This window comes from Bythopirellula superficialaquae (assembly GCF_059632245.1).
In genome coordinates this window covers 1,317,357-1,334,908 of sequence record NZ_CP197426.1, presented here as the reverse complement: position 1 = coordinate 1,334,908, position 17,552 = coordinate 1,317,357, and the positions used below count along the sequence as shown (strand labels likewise).

Sequence of the window (17,552 nt, the reverse complement as noted above, 5' to 3'; positions counted from 1 at the left end):
GCAGCTATTCGCCGCATGTGAAGCTGTAACGGTTGTACTGAAAGTTCTCAAATTGCGGCTCCTAACGGTTCGATCAACTTGAACAGCCGAATGCCCCGGCAGAGGGTGCTAGCAATCGGCCTCGTCTACTTATCACCTGCCCGAGCAGATCACGGCCAAGAACATCAAAAGGCAAACCTGCATGAGGCGAAACACTCAAAGCATATTGAAAAGAACGTGGATGGGGATCGCCGCGGTCGTGGGACTGAGCGCGCTGGTGGGCTGGTGGCATGCGCAAACACCACCGGCCCTCGAACAGAGTGACGATTCGCACGTCCAACTCGTCAGTGGCGAACTGCCCAACGACAACTTCGGGCAGATCGAGCAAGCGCTCGCGCAAGCCGGCTGCCCCGGTTGGATGGTGTTGGCCAGCGAAGGCCCCCAAGCGCTTGGTAGGGAAGTTGTGCCGCCCGAAGTTCGCACCGCCAGCGCGAACGTCCCCAGCGTTCGCTATCCGCAACCGGTGAGAGTTGCGAACCGTGTGGCGATGAACACGAGCACGCAACCCAGCGTGATTTCGCAACCCACGTCAGCAAGCAACCCCAACGACCTCCTCGACGGCGTTCCCGACCTCCTCTGGAAGAACGACGCTGGCGAGCCCCCAACAAAAGAAAACCCAGTAGCGGGCGGTGAGGCTGGCAGCGAAGCGGGCGGTGAAGCGGGATCTGAAAGTGAAAAGAGTGCTCCCCCCCAACAACCCATCAAGCTCCCCCCCACCGAAGACGAAGCACCCATTCAACTCCCCGATGTCGAGCAACCTGTCGCAACCGACGATTCCATCACGCCCACTCCGCAAGAAGAACCCAAGCCCCTGCCCTCGACCGGTCAAGAATCGCTTCCGCTACCCGTGAGCCCCTTCACACCGGCACCGGTGCCGAATAATCTCGCGCCGCATAGCGTGAAGCCTCAACAGACAGCATCGGCCGGTTCCAAAGACAAACAAACCTACTGCGAATTCGTCGCCGAATCGCTTTACCCCTCGGCGTTCGACTGTGCCAAATGCCATGAAAAGATTTTCGATGAGTGGAGCATCTCGAGCCACGCCTATGCGTCGGTCTCGCCGATGTTCCACAAGTTCGAACAGAAGATCTATGACCTCTCCCAAGGGACGATCGGTTATTTCTGCTATCGATGTCACTCACCCGTGGGGACGAGCTTGGGCATCTCCCGCGCAGCGCCCATTTGGGATGTCCCCCAAGTGGTGCGCGAAGGGGTTACCTGCGTGGCGTGCCATCGTGTGAATGAACGCTACGGCAAAGTGAACGGCGAACGCCGCATCGAGCCCGGCGACGTCTTCGCTCCAGTTTACGGTTCCATCGGTGGCAGCGGCGTTGCCGAGGTGATCGCTCGCAAGAATGAATTCAAAGTGAAAACCTCGCCCGACGAGCAAGGCCCCGGCCAAGATATGCACGTCGCGGGCTTCTACTTCGATCAACTTTCAAAACCGGAATTCTGTGTGTCGTGCCATCAAGTGGCCGTTCAACCGGGCATCAAGCTCGAAGTCGTGTGGGAACAATACCGCGCCTCACCGGCGTGCAAGAAGGGGATCTCGTGCCAAGATTGCCACATGGGTCGCATTCCCGGCGTGGCGAGCGGTTACGAAGTTGGTCCCGCGGCGCTGGTGAACGACAAGTCGGTGAACAACCATCGCAAACATGCCAACCATATTTTCTATGGCCCGGGCTATTCGATCGCGCATCCCGGCATCTTCCCACACAACAAAGATGCCTTGCGTTGGACCGTGCAGGACTGGTTATTGTTTGATTTCCGCGCAGGTTGGGGTACCGAAGAATTTGAAGACCTCGTCGACGCCGGGCAAATTCAAGTCGCCTTTCCGCCGGTGTGGGAAGAAGCCGACGACCGCTACGACGCGCGGGAAATCATCGACGACAACTTAAAGCGTCTCGACGCCAAGCGGCTCAGCCGTCAGATGGTGATGGAAAATGGCTCGCATGTGGATGGACCATTTTTTGATACCCCACTCACTCGCGGGCAAGATCTCAAATTGCACTACATCGTGACCAACACCAACGACGGCCACAACATGCCTTCGGGCTCACTGGGAGCCCAACCGCAACTCTGGATCAACGTGGTGCTGATCAACCCGCACGGACAGCGCGTGTGGGAATCGGGCTACTTGGACAATTGGGGAGACTTGGCCGACATTCACTCGGTCGATGTTCGTAACAAGCGTTTGCCGTTCGATTGGCAGTTGTTCAATTTGCAGACCATGTTCCTCATCACGGGAGCAAAAGGAACCGATCGCGAGTTCTTTCTTCCCGTGAACATCGACTTCGATCAGTTGCCCTACCTGCGGCCGGGGGCCCAGCCGATCTCGGTCATGAATCATCCGCCGTTCATCCGCATGGAAGGCCGTTCGCTCGCGCCGCTCGGTTCACGCCGTGCCCCCTACAAGATTCCCGCTCACTTGCTCCAGGAACCTGGCAGATACCGCCTCAGCTTCCGCATGCGGATGCGCACCGAACCCATGTATTTCATGAGGTTCTGCGAATCCACCCCCGAGATGATGCGCACCATGCAAGAGTGGACGCTCGACTTCCACCAATCGTCGTTTGAGTTCGTGATTCGCTAACTGTTTCGCTATGCCTAGTAACTGCACCAACTCGCCATTCGCACGAGCTTGCCACATTGTGGGCATGTTCCTCGCTGTTGCTGCGCTTCACGCTCACGCGGCATACGCTCAGTTTTATTATTCCCCGATTGCGACGGAATCACAGTCGTCGAATATCGCTGCGCTCGCGATGCTGCCTCCGGTAGCGGACACTCCCGAACCTCTACCGCCTGTCACGAATACTCCGCAGAATTCAGCGGCCCAACCTCCATCCGATCAACAAACAGCCTCAGCCGAATGTCGCCCCTTGCCGCCCGTCGTGGGTGACATCTACGGTCACCGTTCGTCGATTCTTCCGCGTTGGACCAATCCGCCGTTGGAATCACCGCTGCTCTTCAGTCCATTCGTGGGTTACCCCGTCGTGACCCGGCCGATTGTCGGTCCGCCCCTGTTGAATTGCGGCCCGGATTGCCAGCAAACTCCTTTGTTCGTGCCCCCACCGGCTGACCCGGGTTATATGCGCGGGCCAACCCGCTATGGCTTGACGGCACCCATACCTCCGGCGGTTGTCTCGGCCCATGCTCCCCCGTGGGAATGCATGCCATCGCCCGCCGAACTCAAGGGGGCAACGCTTGAGGTCGGCAAGCACGTTCACGATCCGTGCAGCGCACCTACGCAGTTCCACGGCGATGACTTCACGCCACCCCCTTACTTTGGCAACTTCGGTTGGGACCCCAACGGCGAACTCGCCATCTATGGCAACAAGCATCTCGACCGCGTGCAGCGACCGGCCATCGAATGGGGTCTGCCGTTTTACGACACCGGCCCCCTGCCCCGTTCGGGCACGGAACTGGGGCTCACGAATCTCGTGATGAAAAAGTTTTATGTTTACGGCGACTTCCGTTCGGCAGTCGCTTTCAACCAAAACATCGGCAACGAACAAACCGTCTGGGGCAACCGACTAAACCTCGAACTTGATTATTCGTTCACTGCCACCGAACGGGTCCACATGTTCCTGGGCCCGCTCGACGACGGCAACGATTTCACCGGACTCATCTATGATCAAGGTACAGTCAAATTTGAAGATGCCTGGGACGCTTGGGATCTGCAAACCGACACGCTCTTTTTTGAAGGCGACCTCGGTTACATCCTGGGAGGCTTGAACAACCAGGAAGCGTCGTTCAATTTGCCGTTTGCCGTGGGTTTGATTCCCCTTGTGTTTCAGAACGGCATTTGGTTCGAGGATGCGTTCGTCGGCGCCGCGGCGACGATCCCCGCCCGCAATAACCCGTGGCTCGATTGGTCGAACTTCGACACAACCCTCTTCGTCGGTTTCGACGAAGTCACCAGCAATCTGGCCTTCGAGGGAAGCACCTGCGCGGCCGACGTCGTGGGCTTTACCACCTTCATCGAAAGCAAGGGGGGCTACATCGAAGCCGGCTATGCTTATCTCGACGACACCCAGAACGAAGGCCGGAGTTACCACAACATCGGGGCGAGCTATACCCGCCGCTATTTGAATCTGGTTTCCAACTCCGTACGAATGATCGCCAACACGGGGCAAGGCGGCCCGCGCAGCCAGCGGACCGCCGATGGCTTGTTGCTCTTGATGGAAAACAGTTTCCTCACCCGCAATCCGTACAACGTGATTCCCTATGTGAATCTGTTCGCGGGTTTTGGGCATCCCCAATCCGTGGCGCGCTTGCAAGGGCCGCTCAAGAACACCGGCATCAACTTCGAAAGCGATCTACTCACCGGCTACCCCACACTCGATGATTCAGGCCAGAACACATACGGCGCCGCGGTGGGTGTCGACTTGCTCGGAAATAACTTCGAACAACAAATCATCGTCGAGGCTGCTGCGTTGCAGACCATGGGAAGCCCTGAATTTCGTAACGCCCCCGGCGACGAATATGGCTTTGGCGTGCGCTATCAGAAGCCTTTGAGCCACACGCTCATCCTCCGCGCCGACGCGATGTACGGCATCATCAAAGACGCCAACGACATCACCGGCGCGCGTATTGAATTGCGTCGCAAATTCTAAGCGTATGGCCCCCTCACCGCCGCGGCGTTAAGATGGTGGTTCCCTCCACCACTTGGCCCTTTCCTCGTGAGGCAATTCTTGGCCATGCATCTCAAACTGATCTGTGCGTTTCTATTGTTTCTGCTTTCACCATCGGCTTGCTTTGTGTGGGGCGACGAAGCGCCCATTGATGCTGACGTTTTGCTCGTGGGGGGGACCATTCACGATGGCACTGGCGAAGCCCCCAGGGTCGGCGACGTCGGGATCCGCGGCGATAAGATCGTCGCCGTGGGAAAATTTACGACCGGCAAAGTTGGCAAAACGATTGATTGCAGTGGCTTGATCGTCGCCCCCGGCTTTATTGATCTCCACAACCACAGCGACTTTGAACTCGAAACCGAAAAGGAAGAGTCGGGCGAAACCGCCACAACGCGCCCAATTCTCGCTCCCGAAACACGCTCATCGGCTTGTTATCTCACGCAGGGCTGCACGACACTTGTCACCGGCAATTGCGGCGGCGGAGCCCTCAACATCAAGAATTACTATGACGAGCTGGAAAAGACTCCGCCGGGGATCAACGTCGCGCAGCTGATTCCTCAAGGGAGCGTCCGGGCCAAGGTGATCGGCGAAACCCGCCGCGCACCGACCGACAAGGAACTTGAGCAGATGCTTGAACTCGCTCGACAAGGAATGCTCGACGGCGCCTGGGGCATGACCACCGGTCTGCAATATGTCCCCAGTGCGTATGCCACGACCGACGAAATCGCCGCGATGGCCAAAGTCGTCGGCGAGCACGGCGGTTTTTACGCGAGCCATATCCGTAACGAAGGAGATACGCTGCTCGAATCGATCGAAGAAGCGTTGGCCATCGGCCGCAGCGGCAACCTGCCCGTGCACGTCTCGCATTTCAAAGCCAGTAACAAACCGAACTGGGGCAAGGTGCGAGCCGGGGCGGCCTTGATCGAAAAAGCACAAGCCGAGGGGATGCGCGTCACCGCCGATCAATACCCCTACGATGCCAGCAGCACGTCAATCACCGCAATGTTGCTGCCCGATGAAGAACGCGAAGGGGGCGACGAAGCGCTCATCAAACGTCTGAACGACCCCGAGCAAGTCGCTCGGCTGCGACCCATCATCGAAGAATCGCTCGCCAAGCGCGGGCGGATTATGATCGCTCGTTGCCCCCAGCATCCGCAGTGGATCGGCAAGCTCATCGAAGAGATCGCCAAGGAAGAGAATCGCACCGACTTCGACGTCGCGCTCGATATCTTGCGCACCGGCGACGAAGCCGGCGTGAGCTTCAGCATGGATGAAGCCGACGTGCGCTATGTGATGACCCTGCCCTGGGTCGCCACGGCTTCCGACGGTGGCGTGAAGATCGACGACGGCACGCGCCCCCACCCCCGCAGCTTCGGTACGTTCCCCCGCAAGATCGGTCGCTACGCGATTCAAGAAAAAGTGATCCCCCTGGAACAAGCGATTCGCAGCGCGACGGGACTCGCCGCTGAGATTCTGGGAATCACGGACCGCGGCTATTTACGCCCTGGTCAATACGCCGACGTTGTCGTGCTCGATCCGCAAACCTTCCGCGATCTCGCGACGTTTGAATCGCCGTTTGAAACTTCCACGGGTGTTGATTACCTATTCGTCAACGGCCAACTCGCCATCGACGATGGCCAACTGGCCGTCACCGATGCCGGACGACCGCTGCGTAAGCCTCAGTAGCGTTTTTTAAATATCCTTTCGAGCATGAGCCGCAAGGCGCTAGCCGCAAGGCGCTAGCCGCGGGTTCTGAAAATGTCTCGAATGGTTACCGTGTTCAATCATCGAAGAACCCCACGCTAGCGCGTTTGGGCTCAGTTGTCGTTTGGAACCCTCCGCCAACGAGTACACACTCGCCTGCTTTCATCGGCACATGATTTGCCCTTCTCTTTTCGTCAAGCGAATCTCTCGCGACCGAGGTACTCAATTCCACTTTTCAAGGAGCAAATGCCATGGCACGGCAAGATCAACGCAATGTAGATAAGCTAAAAGATCGTGATGCAAACCCTGACGCGATCACAGGCGAACCCGGTTCTCACCCCGTCGGTGCGGGCCTGGGTGCAGCAGCTGGCGGTGCAGCAGCCGGAGCGGCCGCTGGGGCAGCAGGTGGACCGATCGGCGCGGCAGTTGGTGCCATCATCGGCGGAGTCGCGGGCGGATACGCTGGCAAAGCAGTTGCCGAGAAGATTGATCCGACCACCGAAGCCGCTTACTGGCGGGATGAATATCGCAATCGAGACTACTATAGTGCTGATCTCGATTATGAAGCCGAAGTGGCCCCCGCCTATCAATATGGCTGGGAAGCGCGCGGTAATGCGGAGACGGACAATTGGGACGCTGTCGAAGAAAACCTCCGTAACAGATGGCAGTCGTCTCGCGGCAATTCGACGCTTGATTGGGACCGAGCCCGCCCGGCCGTTCGAGATGCCTGGAACCGCGTCGACGCCTACTATGGGGATGTCGATGAAACCGCGCCATCGACAAAGCCTCGGTGAGTTGTAATCGACGGTCACTCGCTACGTCGCGTGTGGCCGTCGTTTTTTAACGATCTCTAAATCACATCCAATCACGCGACAGCCAAAGAATTGTCTGCCCGTCGCGGCTGCTGGAAAGCATGCCTTTCCATTGGACGAGAAGGCGATACTCGTGAATTCAGTTACGGGGATACTCGAACTTGCAGAGAACGATGAAGCCTGCGCGCGTTTGACGGAGGCCAAGACGCGTGGAGAGTCTAGATCCGGGCAGGTTTGAGCAGACCGCCATCGCGTCCGTTGCAACCCACACGACGACTTGATCGTATCGGCGGTCGATCGACGCGCGAAGCGACCGAGTAGCCTCTGAGGTCTTCGATGCCGCCGGCAGTTATGCGGTGACCGTAATGGCAGTGAGTGGTCCACTCGCTGACGCGAAGAGGGGCCGCAAATTGCCGGACTTGATGCTTCCGACGCAGTTCGCGAAGGGAAACACTGCGCCGTCATCGTGAGTGACGGCAAACACTTCAGAGGCGAGCCCGTAGAGCACGCCAACGAATGCAAGCATGGATTTCATTTGTAGCATCTTATTTTTGTAGATATTTGATCGTCGTCGTGCCGATGGCACCGTTGAAGGCAAACGGGGCTTGGTCGAAGTAATCGAGCGAGACGGGCGAATCCAAATCGGTGCCGATGTCGAAAGTTGCGTTGGAGGTGAAGTGGAGCGACATCGCCGCGGGCACTCGACCCCGCGCCACTTCTGCGCCATTCACCCTGAGCGTGACGTCCATCGGCCCGCCGATCTTCTCAGCTAGTTTGGATTCGACTTCGACTTTGACCTTGCCAGCGGGAAGCTTGTTCTTGGACTTGAGCTTCGTGCGTTGGATCTCGAACAAGTTGAACTCGTAGCAAAGGAAGCCGTCTTTCACATAGCAAGTGATGCCGCCGGAGAACCCGGCGAGCGCATAGAGTACGCCGTTCGCATTCTTGGGTACATCCACATCCATCGTCACAAGACTATCCACTTTGCCCAGCTTGGGCGCAGCGGATTCCGGCATACGAGTCATGGGGCCATCGAAGGTCCATTCCGTGAGGGATGAAGCGGGCGCGTCCTCGGGATGGAACATGGCGGTCGACCACAGGCCGCCGCCGATGGGCAGGTTCTTGTTCTTCGTAGATTCGAGCAGGAAGAGCAGCTTCAACTCTTCGAGTTTCTGCGGATTGGTCGCCGCTAGGTCATTTGCCTGACTCCAGTCCTCGTCAATGTTGTAGAGTTCCCAACGGTCAGTAAGCGGAGACCATTCCTTGATGCCTTTCGGAAGGCCGCCTACCCACGGTTCGCGGGGACCGGGGGCACTCGCGAACCAACCATCGTGGTAGATGCCTCGGCTGGCCATGATGTCGAAGAATTGCGTCTTCCGCGTCCCTGGCGCCTTCGCGTCGTCAAAGGCATACACCATGCTGACGCCGTCGATGGAATCCTGCTCAAACCCGTTCACGATTCGCGGCGGCGTAATCTTCGTCAATTCGTAGATTGTCGGCACGATATCGATGACGTGATGAAACTGCGGACGTGCCGTCGGATCTGCCTTGATGCGTTTCGGCCACGAGACGGCCATCGGCTGACGGGTGCCGCCAAAGTGAGCGCCTACAAGCTTGGTGGACTTGTAAGGCGTGCTGCCCGCCCAGGCCCAAGCCGCGTGATACATGTTGTCAGTTTTAGGGCCGCCGAGGGCATCGAGCCCGCCGAGTTCCTCCAGAGCTTCGAGATGTTGCGAAATCTTGGTCGGAATCCCGTTCTGTGCGAGTTGCTCACTGATCGTGCCGTAAAGGCCCTCCGCCGAGGATCCGTTGTCACCCCAAATGTAGAAGATGAGGGTGTTGTCGAGCTTGCCCTGACGCTCGATCTCGGCGATGACCCGACCAGCGTTATAGTCGGCGTGCTCGGTGAATCCGGCGAAGACTTCCATCAGTCGGCGTTGGAACGGCTTTTCATCCTCGGGAATTGAATCCCACGAAGCCATCGATTCGGGGCGCGGCGTGAGCTGGGCGTTCTGCGGGATCCAGCCTTTGGCCTTGGCATTCGCGAAGACGCGCTCGCGATACTTGTCCCAACCGTCGTCGAACTTACCCTTATACTTGTCGGCCCATTCCTTCATGACCTGGTGCGGGCCGTGCGAGGCGCCCGGCGCCCAATACATAAAGAAGGGCTTGTCCGGCGCGTACGCGTTTTGCTCGCGCAACCAAGTGATGGCATCCGTCGCGATGTCGTCGGACAGGTGATAGTCTTTCGGAAGATGCTCGGTTACGGCCGTGGTGTTGCGTGTCAGGGTCGGTTCATACTGCGAGGCTTCGCCGGCGAGGAAGCCGTAGAAATACTCGAACCCATAGCCCGTAGGCCAGTAATCGAATGGTCCCTTGTTTGTGATCTGCTCTTCGGGAGTGTTATGCCACTTCCCCCAGGCCCCCGTGTTGTAGCCGTAGTTCTTGAGCACTTCGGCAACGGTCGCCGAAGACTTCGGAATGGTGCCGCTGAAGCCGTCAAAGTCATTGGCGATCGCGGCAATCTGCCCGTTGCCGACCCGCGTGTGATTGCGCCCGCAGAGCAATGCTGCCCGCGTGGGCGAGCACATGGCCGTTGAGTGGAAACGATTGAACGAGATTCCCATGCTCGACACGCGGTCGAGCGTCGGCGTATTGATTTCGCCGCCGTAAGTCGAGGGCGTGCCCGGGCCTACGTCGTCCATCAGGATGATCAGGATGTTGGGTGCACCTTCGGTAAGTCGCTTAGGCTCGACGCGTTTCTTGTAGGTGGAATCCTGGATCGTAAGCCCCGGTGTCGAGCCAGACGGCGTCGGCGGAAACGGTAGGATTTCCTGGGCGAGTGTTACTGACGCGAGCAATCCGCTGAGCGCAAGGCTGACAACAGCGATCGAAGTTTTCGAACTCATGAATGTGAGGCTCACTGAGTTAATGTTGCGATTTGATCTTGAGAATCTGGGACTGGATACCCTCGATGGTCTTACCCATCTGTGCGCTGAGACCGAGTTGGCGGATGGGGAATTCTTGGAAGGTCATCAGGTGCTGTTCGACAATTCCCACAATCGGGGTTAGCACCCAAGTCTTATGCTCCGCATACTGGCGATTCACGTCGCCAGTTTGCCGCTCAAAGGGGTCCATACGCAGATTCGTGATGAGCGGGCGGCCGAGACCCACCAGCGGATCATCCCAGTGGCCTCCTTCTTTGATGGAGAAGCTGACCTTGAACGCGTCGTACCGGATGGCTGTCAGGACGGTCTCGTCGTAGTAAAAGACAAACTTGCGAGCCGACCTGTCACTCTCCCCCGTGAACAATGCGGTCTGGTCGTAGCCGTCCAGATGTACCTTGTAGGGCTTGCCGCCGTAGTCTGCGCCTTGTTTCAGCTTCGCCACGGAATCGGGTTCGCCAGCGGCAGCCGCCAAGGTCGGCAGCAAGTCCGTCATGTCGACGATTTCGCTGGAAACTCGCCCCCCGGGAGCACCGGGCCAACGGACAAGGCACGGGGCGCGCACGCCACCTTCCCAGGTTGTTCCCTTGTCGCCGCGGAATGGGCTCGTGCCGCCTTCGGGCCACATGTACTGATAGGCGCCGTTGTCGGTCACGTAAACGACGATCGTATTCTTGGCGAGGCCCGTTTCGTCGAGCTTCGCCAAGAGCTGGCCGACGTGCCCGTCATGCTCAGCGAGCGCGTCGCCGTAAACGTCCTCCCGACCCGCCCGGGACTTGCCGCGAACGCCGTCTTTAAAGTGAAAGAACACATGGAGGCGCGCGGAGCAGTGCCAGAGGAAGAAGGGCTGCTTGTCTTTCGCCTTACGGTCCAGGAAATCGAGCGACTTGGCGACGATTTCGTCATCGAAGGTTTCCATCCGCTTCGTCGTCAGCGGACCTTCATCCTTCGTCGGGCCCTCGGCGGTGCCGGAGATGACCCCGCGCGGGTCAAACTTTTTGCGGAACGCCGCGTCCGTCGGGCGGTCGGGGTCTTCTAAGTCCTCATTACCGTTGAGGTGATATAGGTTTCCAAAGTACTCGTCGAACCCATGTCGGTGCGGCAGATGCTCCTCAAGATCCCCAAGGTGGTTCTTGCCGAATTGGGCGGTCGAGTAACCCTTGGCCTTGAGGATTTCCGCGAGCGTGACGTCCTCTTTTTGCAGACCGGCAGGTGAGCCGGGCGTGCCGACTGTGGTCAAGCCGGTGCGAACGGGAAGTTGGCCGGTGAGAAACGCGGCGCGACCCGCGGTGCAACTCGGCTGTGCATAGAAAGAAGTCAGGCGGAGACCTTCGCGGCCGATACGGTCAATGTTGGGCGTCTCAACGCCCATAATGTCGCCCCCATACGACGAGACGTTCATCCAGCCCACGTCGTCGGCCATGATCACGACGATGTTGGGCCGCGGCTGCGCATACGTAAACTGCGGGAATCCAATCACCAGGGCCGCCAAGGCGGCACAAAAAGCGCCCGAAACACGATTCATAGTATGTGACTCGCGATGAACTCTGGGCCAATCGCTTTCGAGCCCAGGAATGAGTGATTGCAGACAAGCGCCGTGCAGCATAGCACTTTCGCCGACTCCCGACACTCTAGTCCGACGGCCGGAGAGTTGAAATGGCCAAAACACGCAACTTCGTACCTCGGTTGGTGACGTCGATGATCACCGCACGCCAATCATTCAGGACGACGACCTCGACCTTCTCGCCGATCGCGTTTGAAATGGCGCCTAGTGACGTCGACGACCTACGTCTCCTCTACCTCGGTTAGGGGCTAACTGATTCGTGGTTGCCTTCCCTCCGGTGACCTCTGTGGCTAAAAAACCTCCGCCGTGGCCAAAAATCTTCCGCGCCCTCCGCGACTCTGCGTGAAAATCTCCTCCCGGATTATTGTCGAATTTGGCCGCGCAATCTGTTATGTTCACTTTCGTTCCAAGCGAAGAATTCTACTGGAATACCCCAGGAGTCGTGGGTACGTTATCCGGCGCGTTTGATTTGTCAAACGAATCTCGGCTTGCACCTGCTGCAGGTCGGGAAACGATCTCGAGAGGCGCCGTCCGTAACGAAACGTCAACGACAGACGAATCCCTGGGTGATCACGTGGGATAGTGTGCGAAGAGCAATGTTTTTTCGAAAGCGTGGGCGCCCACGCTAGAGAAACATTTATCAGGTCTTGCTGAATCAGAAATCCTACGCGCCGACGGTTTCATCGCCGTTAGGCCGCTTCTTGCTGCGCGCTCGGCGCGGATCAACATAAAACCTAGTCGCAGGTCCCGTCGAGACACCCCTGTGTCCAACCGAGAGGTGCAAACTAAAAAAACACACATTTGCTTTGACGAAACCACAAGATGTGGTGTAGCGGCTAAATCACGACACGGCATGTCGTGGTCGAGTTGTCCGCGAAGTCAGCTTGCCAGCTACTTCCAATCGCGCGACGGCCAGAGAATCGTCTGCCCATCGCGGCTGCTGGAAAGCACGTCCTGGCCATCGGGCGAGAAGCTCACGCTCGTGACTTCCTCATTGTGGCCGGTGAGAGTGAGGATTTCTTTCCCCGTGTGGGCATCCCAAAGTTTGACCGTGTTGTCCTGGCTGCCGGTAAGCGCCCGCGTACCATCAGGCGAAAGGGCCACTGCGGTGACACTATCGGTATGGCCGGCGAGCTTCAATAAGATTTCACCGGTCGTGGCGTCCCAAATGATGGCGATGTTGTCTTCGCCACCGGTGATGATCCGTTTGCCATCGCGTGAGAACTCGCCAGAGAGCACGGCCCAATCGTGTCCTGGGAGGACGAGCTCTTCCGCGCCGGTTTCCGCATTCCAAACACGAGCCGTTTTGTCGTTGGAACTTGTGACAACCTTCGAGCCATCGGCATTGAAGCGAGCCTGACGCACACGGCCTTCGTGACCGTTGAAGGTTTGATCGGTCGGTTTCCCCGACGCCGCGTCCCATAGCCGCGCCGTGCCATCGTCGCTGGCGGTGAGAACCTGCTTACCATCGGGTGAAAACTGAACGCTGTTGATGTAGCCCTTGTGAACGCCATCAAGCTTTCGCACGGCGGCACCCGTGGCAGCATCCCACAGCTTGGCCGATTGATCCCAACTGCCCGTCACAAGCAAACGACCATCGGGCGAGAGATCGACGTCGGCCACCGCACCGTGCGGGCTGAAGCGAACCACTTGCTCACGAGTGTTGGTATCCCACAAGCGTGCATCATTGCCGCCGATGGTCAGAACTTGATCCCCTTGCGGCGTAAAGCGCGCAGCCCAGACCAATCCCCCCTGCCCCGCAAAGTCGAGCCAAGCCCCTTCCGGTTCGGCGTTGCGATTCGCAGCCACATCCCACAAATAAACTTCGCCCGTCGCCGAGCAAGTAGCCAATGCCAAGCGTCCATCAGGTGAAAGATCGACCGAGGTATAAACAACTTGCTTGTCTGAAGGTTCAATCGTGGCCAGTAGCTTCGCGTCGGCGAGCGACCACACACGAATCTTGCCGTCGTCGCAACTGGTGATCACTTGCGTGCCATCGTCCGAGACGTCCATCTCGGCGACCCAATCGGGATGCTTGAGAATTCGGTCGCGAAGTTCCTGGCCGGTCGCTACGTCCCATTGGCCACACGTGTTGTCGCCACTCGCCGAGACCAGTACGCGGTTGTCATCTGCGAACCCCAGACTCGTGATGATCCGACTATGTCCCTCAGGCCAATGCACGGCAGTCCAATCACCGCTTTGCGGATCGCGTTGCCACAAGCCGATTCGACCTTGATCATCACCGGTTGCCAGCCACTGACCATCCGATGAGAAACGAGCCGCTGTGATCGGTGCTTCATGTCCTACCAAGATAGCCGCGCGTTCGCCATTGTTGGCATTCCACAATTGAACGTCGTTACCCGTGCTGCCCGAAGCGAGCAACTGTCCATCCGGCGACACGGCCAGTGCCGCGGTGTAGCCCGTCCCTTTGATATCGAACAGCTGCGTGCCGGTGGCAACGTCCCAAATCCTTACCGTGCCGTCGCCAGCACCGGTGGCCAGTCGCGAACCATCGTCAAAGAACGTGGCGGTTGAAGCCAGGAACTCATGTCCTTCGGAAAACCGGCGCAGCAGATCATGATCCGCCACATTCCACAAACTCGCCGTGCGATCGCGGCTGGCCGTGACAATCTGCTTACCATCGTGAGAGAAGTGAGCCGCCAGTACTGCGTCGGGATTGGCTTCATCGCTAAACACGACCTTCTCGGCGGATTTGGCGGGTTGCCAAAGTTTGATCTGTTCATCACGACCTGCCGAGAGCAACCAAGCACCGTCATTCGAATAGGAACAATCGCGCACATGGCTGGCATGGCCACGGAGTTCGCCTGCTTGTGTATTGGTTACTAAGTCCCAAATTCGTATCACGTTATCCTGGCCACCCGAGGCTAGCTTCTTGCCATCGGGTTCGAACGACAAGCAACGCACCGGACCCGTATGCACACCCAACTCAACAAACGGGGCGGGCAAATCGGCGGCACCATCCAAACGTCGGCCAATATCCACGGGATGAACTTTGTCGGGATTCCACAGCAAGACCCGACGGTCGTAACCCGCCGTGGCAATCTGCGAACCATCAGCCGAGAAGCGTGCTTCATACACGGGCCCACGATGCTGAGCAAACTCGGTCAGATATTCGTACTTACCATCATCACCGCGTTGCCAAACAATCGCTTTTCCATCCTGACTGGCCGTGACGATCCGCTCGCCATCAGGGGAATAGTCCGCCGACCAGACCCACCAGTTGTGGCGTTTAAGTTCTTGCAACTCTTGATTCGTCGTTAAATCCCAAATCCGTGCGGTATTGTCGTAACCGGCAGAAAGCAGTTCCGTTCCGCCGGCCGAAAACTGCACGCTCAAAACGGCATCGCCGTGTCCCTTGAGTGTTGCCAATTCTTGGCCGTTGTTCACATCGTAAATACGAATCACACCATCGCCGGCTCCCACGGCCAAGCGTTGGCCCTCGCGGTCGAACGCAACCGCATGAACGTAGGCACCGATGTCGATGTCATGTAGGACTTCACCCGTCTCACGATTCAAAATCCGCGCGCGATTGGCCAGATCGCCGCTGGCGAAGACTTCGCCATTCGGTGCAAAGGCCACGGCTTCGACGGCACCATCCACGGGCCAGGTTCGGTCGCTCAGATTGCACAAGTATGAGAGTCTTCCCCACTCCCAATTCTTGTGTTCGGGGTCGCACTCGGCGAGCAATTCCCCTGCACGATCAAAGGCATTCTCAACCACCTTGGCATTGGCTAACCCAATCCGCGCGACATAGGCTTCGTATTCCTCGGCTTCTTTCGCCGCCACCGCGGCCTCTTCGGCTTTAAGAGCTTTTTGCTCTTCGTCTTCGGCACGACGGCGTTGAGTATCGGCGACCTCGCGGGCCGCTTCCGCTTGTTTATAGTTTTCTTGCGCCACGTCCTCGGCCTCTTCCGCTCGATTACGCTGCGCCACGGCCTCATCGCGTTGGGCTCGCACCATGATCAACGCCACGGACACGATCCCTACCACCGCCACCAACAGCCCTGCGACTACTTTCTTGAGCATCGCCAAGCGGCGAACACGAGAATTCCGTTCGTGCTGCCCGCGCTGCAATTGATCGAGCAAAACGTGATGCTGTTCGTTTTTGGCATCGAGTAGCGAGACACCCAGATCGTAATCGTCGCGTTTCAGAGCGGCACCGGCATAAGCCAATCGTGCCGTCGTCAACAACCGCCGCGCACGCTGGTTGCTGTCCCACATCGCGAGCGCTTCTTCGAAGCCGTAAAGGGCCCGCGAGAACAGTTCGTAGTCGCCCGACGATTCCGCGGTCGACAGATTCTTCTCGGCACTTTCGGTCAGCAGAATGCTTTCGGAATGCGACTGATATTCGCGCAGGGCATCCTGAAATTCATGGACGGTTTGATAGCGCAGCTCAGGCTTAGTCGCCATCGCCCGTAGAGCAATGTCGTACAGTTCGTTGGAATGCTCGACCGGCGGAATCTGGTTTTTCGCCGCCGCCAACAAACAGGCCATCACGGTCTTACCGGAATGCGGTGGCTTACCCGTGATAACTTCGTAAAGAATTGCTCCCAGCAAATAGATGTCGCTGCGTGAACTGATCAGCTCGATGGGTCCCGTCGCCATTTCCGGCGCCATATAGGCCGGCGTGCCCCCCATGACGTCGGATTGACTCACCGAAGAGGCGTTGGGAAATGACTCGCTAATTCGTGCGAGTCCCCAGTCCATCACCAGGACTTCGCCGTAGTCGCCGAGCATAATGTTCTCGGGTTTGAGATCGCGATGAATCACCCCGTTAGCATGGGCGAACGCCACAGCGTCTGCCACGCGCATCAGGATGCCTAGGTTCTCATCAAGCGATTTCTTAAGCAGCACATTGTCCCAAGGTGTTCCCTTCACCTTCTTCATCGAATAGAACAGGGCACCGGTGTCGTTCGTGCCGAGATCATAAATCGGCACAATGTTGGGATGATCGAGCTCGCCCGTAACGACGGCTTCAGAGATGAACTTCTCGCGCTGCTCGGGGCTCTGTGCGTCATGCTTCTTGAGCATCTTGACCGCGACGGTCCGCGCGATCGCCGACTGGCGGGCAGAATAGACAACGCCCATGCCACCTTCACCAATTACGTCGAGCAGTTCGTAGTCGGGCGCATCGTTTGGCGAGATCACCGGTGGCTTGACCTGATTGGGCTCGCGAAACTGCCGAGACTTCACAATCAGCGAGGACCGCGTAACGATTGCATCGCTGACCGTGCGACCTTGCTTAATCGTCTTACCGGGGCTGGATTCGTCACCAACGACGTTGCCCTTCCAATGGGCCGTGACCATACTCTCGGCAAGAATTGCCTCTTCCACCGAGGTCACAAACTCAACGGTCTGCTCCGCGCGCAGCGGCGTGGTCTTCGGCTTTTGACGGGGTGGCTCATCTTGAACGACAAACTCACCTGACATACCACCGATCAACGAAGGGCCTGCGATGGTTTGAATCGTGTCGGGATTGATATTGGTCTGACCGGTCAGACTTTCGCCCAGAACGTCAATATCGATCGATTTGATCTTACCAATCGTTTCAAGATCGACCGCTTCTTGCGGTGTTACGTCTCGTTGTGAACGATCTTGCAAGTTCCGCTGCGGCACGCGATGCAAGGCCGCACCACACTTGCTGCAACGTCCGGCAGCAAGTGCTTTGATATCGGCTTCGGTATGGCAGGCAGGGCAAGTTCGCATCGCGACTCAAAGAACTACAAATGGCAGAGGATCTCGGCAAGCGACACACTGCCGCTGGGAATATCTGCAAACATCAAACAATCCAGAATCGATGTGGACCGCCACACCATCCTTGATTGTATTTGGC

The 17,552-nt window shown here is 57.9% G+C and carries 8 protein-coding genes; 4 read left to right on the top strand and 4 right to left on the bottom strand.

All coding sequences use genetic code 11. From position 1 onward, the window contains the following. The first annotated feature begins 181 nt into the window (after positions 1-181). The 4 genes from SH678x_RS05485 (at position 182) to SH678x_RS05470 (ending at position 7,171) form a co-directional block, all read left to right on the top strand. Positions 182-2,632, top strand: a complete 2,451-nt coding sequence (locus tag SH678x_RS05485) for a multiheme c-type cytochrome (RefSeq protein WP_496921880.1) — start codon at positions 182-184, stop codon at positions 2,630-2,632. A 64-nt stretch (positions 2,633-2,696) separates the two neighbouring features. Further along, positions 2,697-4,655 carry a hypothetical protein gene (locus SH678x_RS05480; RefSeq protein ID WP_496921879.1) on the top strand — a complete coding sequence of 653 codons (1,959 nt, stop codon included), beginning with the start codon at positions 2,697-2,699 and terminating at the stop codon, positions 4,653-4,655. Between the two features lie 84 nt (positions 4,656-4,739). Continuing rightward, complete coding sequence (locus SH678x_RS05475) at positions 4,740-6,359, top strand: N-acyl-D-amino-acid deacylase family protein (RefSeq protein WP_496921878.1); 1,620 nt, start codon at positions 4,740-4,742, stop codon at positions 6,357-6,359. 269 nt (positions 6,360-6,628) lie between these two features. After that, positions 6,629-7,171 (top strand): hypothetical protein, encoded by a 543-nt coding sequence (locus SH678x_RS05470; protein WP_496921877.1) that lies wholly within the window; start codon positions 6,629-6,631, stop codon positions 7,169-7,171. Between the two features lie 367 nt (positions 7,172-7,538). Here the strand turns inward: SH678x_RS05470 and SH678x_RS05465 are convergent, their stop codons facing one another. The 4 genes from SH678x_RS05465 to SH678x_RS05450 all read right to left on the bottom strand — a co-directional run bounded on the left by SH678x_RS05465 (position 7,539) and on the right by SH678x_RS05450 (position 17,425). Then, positions 7,539-7,724 (bottom strand): hypothetical protein, encoded by a 186-nt coding sequence (locus SH678x_RS05465; RefSeq protein WP_496921876.1) that lies wholly within the window; start codon positions 7,722-7,724, stop codon positions 7,539-7,541. Positions 7,725-7,734: 10 nt separating this feature from the next. Further along, complete coding sequence (locus tag SH678x_RS05460; RefSeq protein WP_496921875.1) at positions 7,735-10,098, bottom strand: arylsulfatase; 2,364 nt, start codon at positions 10,096-10,098, stop codon at positions 7,735-7,737. 19 nt (positions 10,099-10,117) lie between these two features. Continuing rightward, positions 10,118-11,740 carry an arylsulfatase gene (locus SH678x_RS05455; protein ID WP_496921874.1) on the bottom strand — a complete coding sequence of 541 codons (1,623 nt, stop codon included), beginning with the start codon at positions 11,738-11,740 and terminating at the stop codon, positions 10,118-10,120. Positions 11,741-12,589: 849 nt separating this feature from the next. Beyond that, entirely contained in the window at positions 12,590-17,425 is a 4,836-nt protein-coding gene (locus tag SH678x_RS05450) for a WD40 domain-containing protein (RefSeq protein ID WP_496921873.1), read from the bottom strand. Positions 17,426-17,552: the final 127 nt, after the last annotated feature.

Coding starts and splice junctions, on each gene's coding strand:
- SH678x_RS05460 (WP_496921875.1), bottom strand. CDS start 10,098: ATGAGTTCGAAAACTTCGATCGCTGTTGTCAGCCTTGCGCTCAGCGGA.
- SH678x_RS05465 (WP_496921876.1), bottom strand. CDS start 7,724: ATGAAATCCATGCTTGCATTCGTTGGCGTGCTCTACGGGCTCGCCTCT.
- SH678x_RS05450 (WP_496921873.1), bottom strand. CDS start 17,425: ATGCGAACTTGCCCTGCCTGCCATACCGAAGCCGATATCAAAGCACTT.
- SH678x_RS05455 (WP_496921874.1), bottom strand. CDS start 11,740: ATGCTGCACGGCGCTTGTCTGCAATCACTCATTCCTGGGCTCGAAAGC.
- SH678x_RS05485 (WP_496921880.1), top strand. CDS start 182: ATGAGGCGAAACACTCAAAGCATATTGAAAAGAACGTGGATGGGGATC.
- SH678x_RS05475 (WP_496921878.1), top strand. CDS start 4,740: ATGCATCTCAAACTGATCTGTGCGTTTCTATTGTTTCTGCTTTCACCA.
- SH678x_RS05480 (WP_496921879.1), top strand. CDS start 2,697: ATGTTCCTCGCTGTTGCTGCGCTTCACGCTCACGCGGCATACGCTCAG.
- SH678x_RS05470 (WP_496921877.1), top strand. CDS start 6,629: ATGGCACGGCAAGATCAACGCAATGTAGATAAGCTAAAAGATCGTGAT.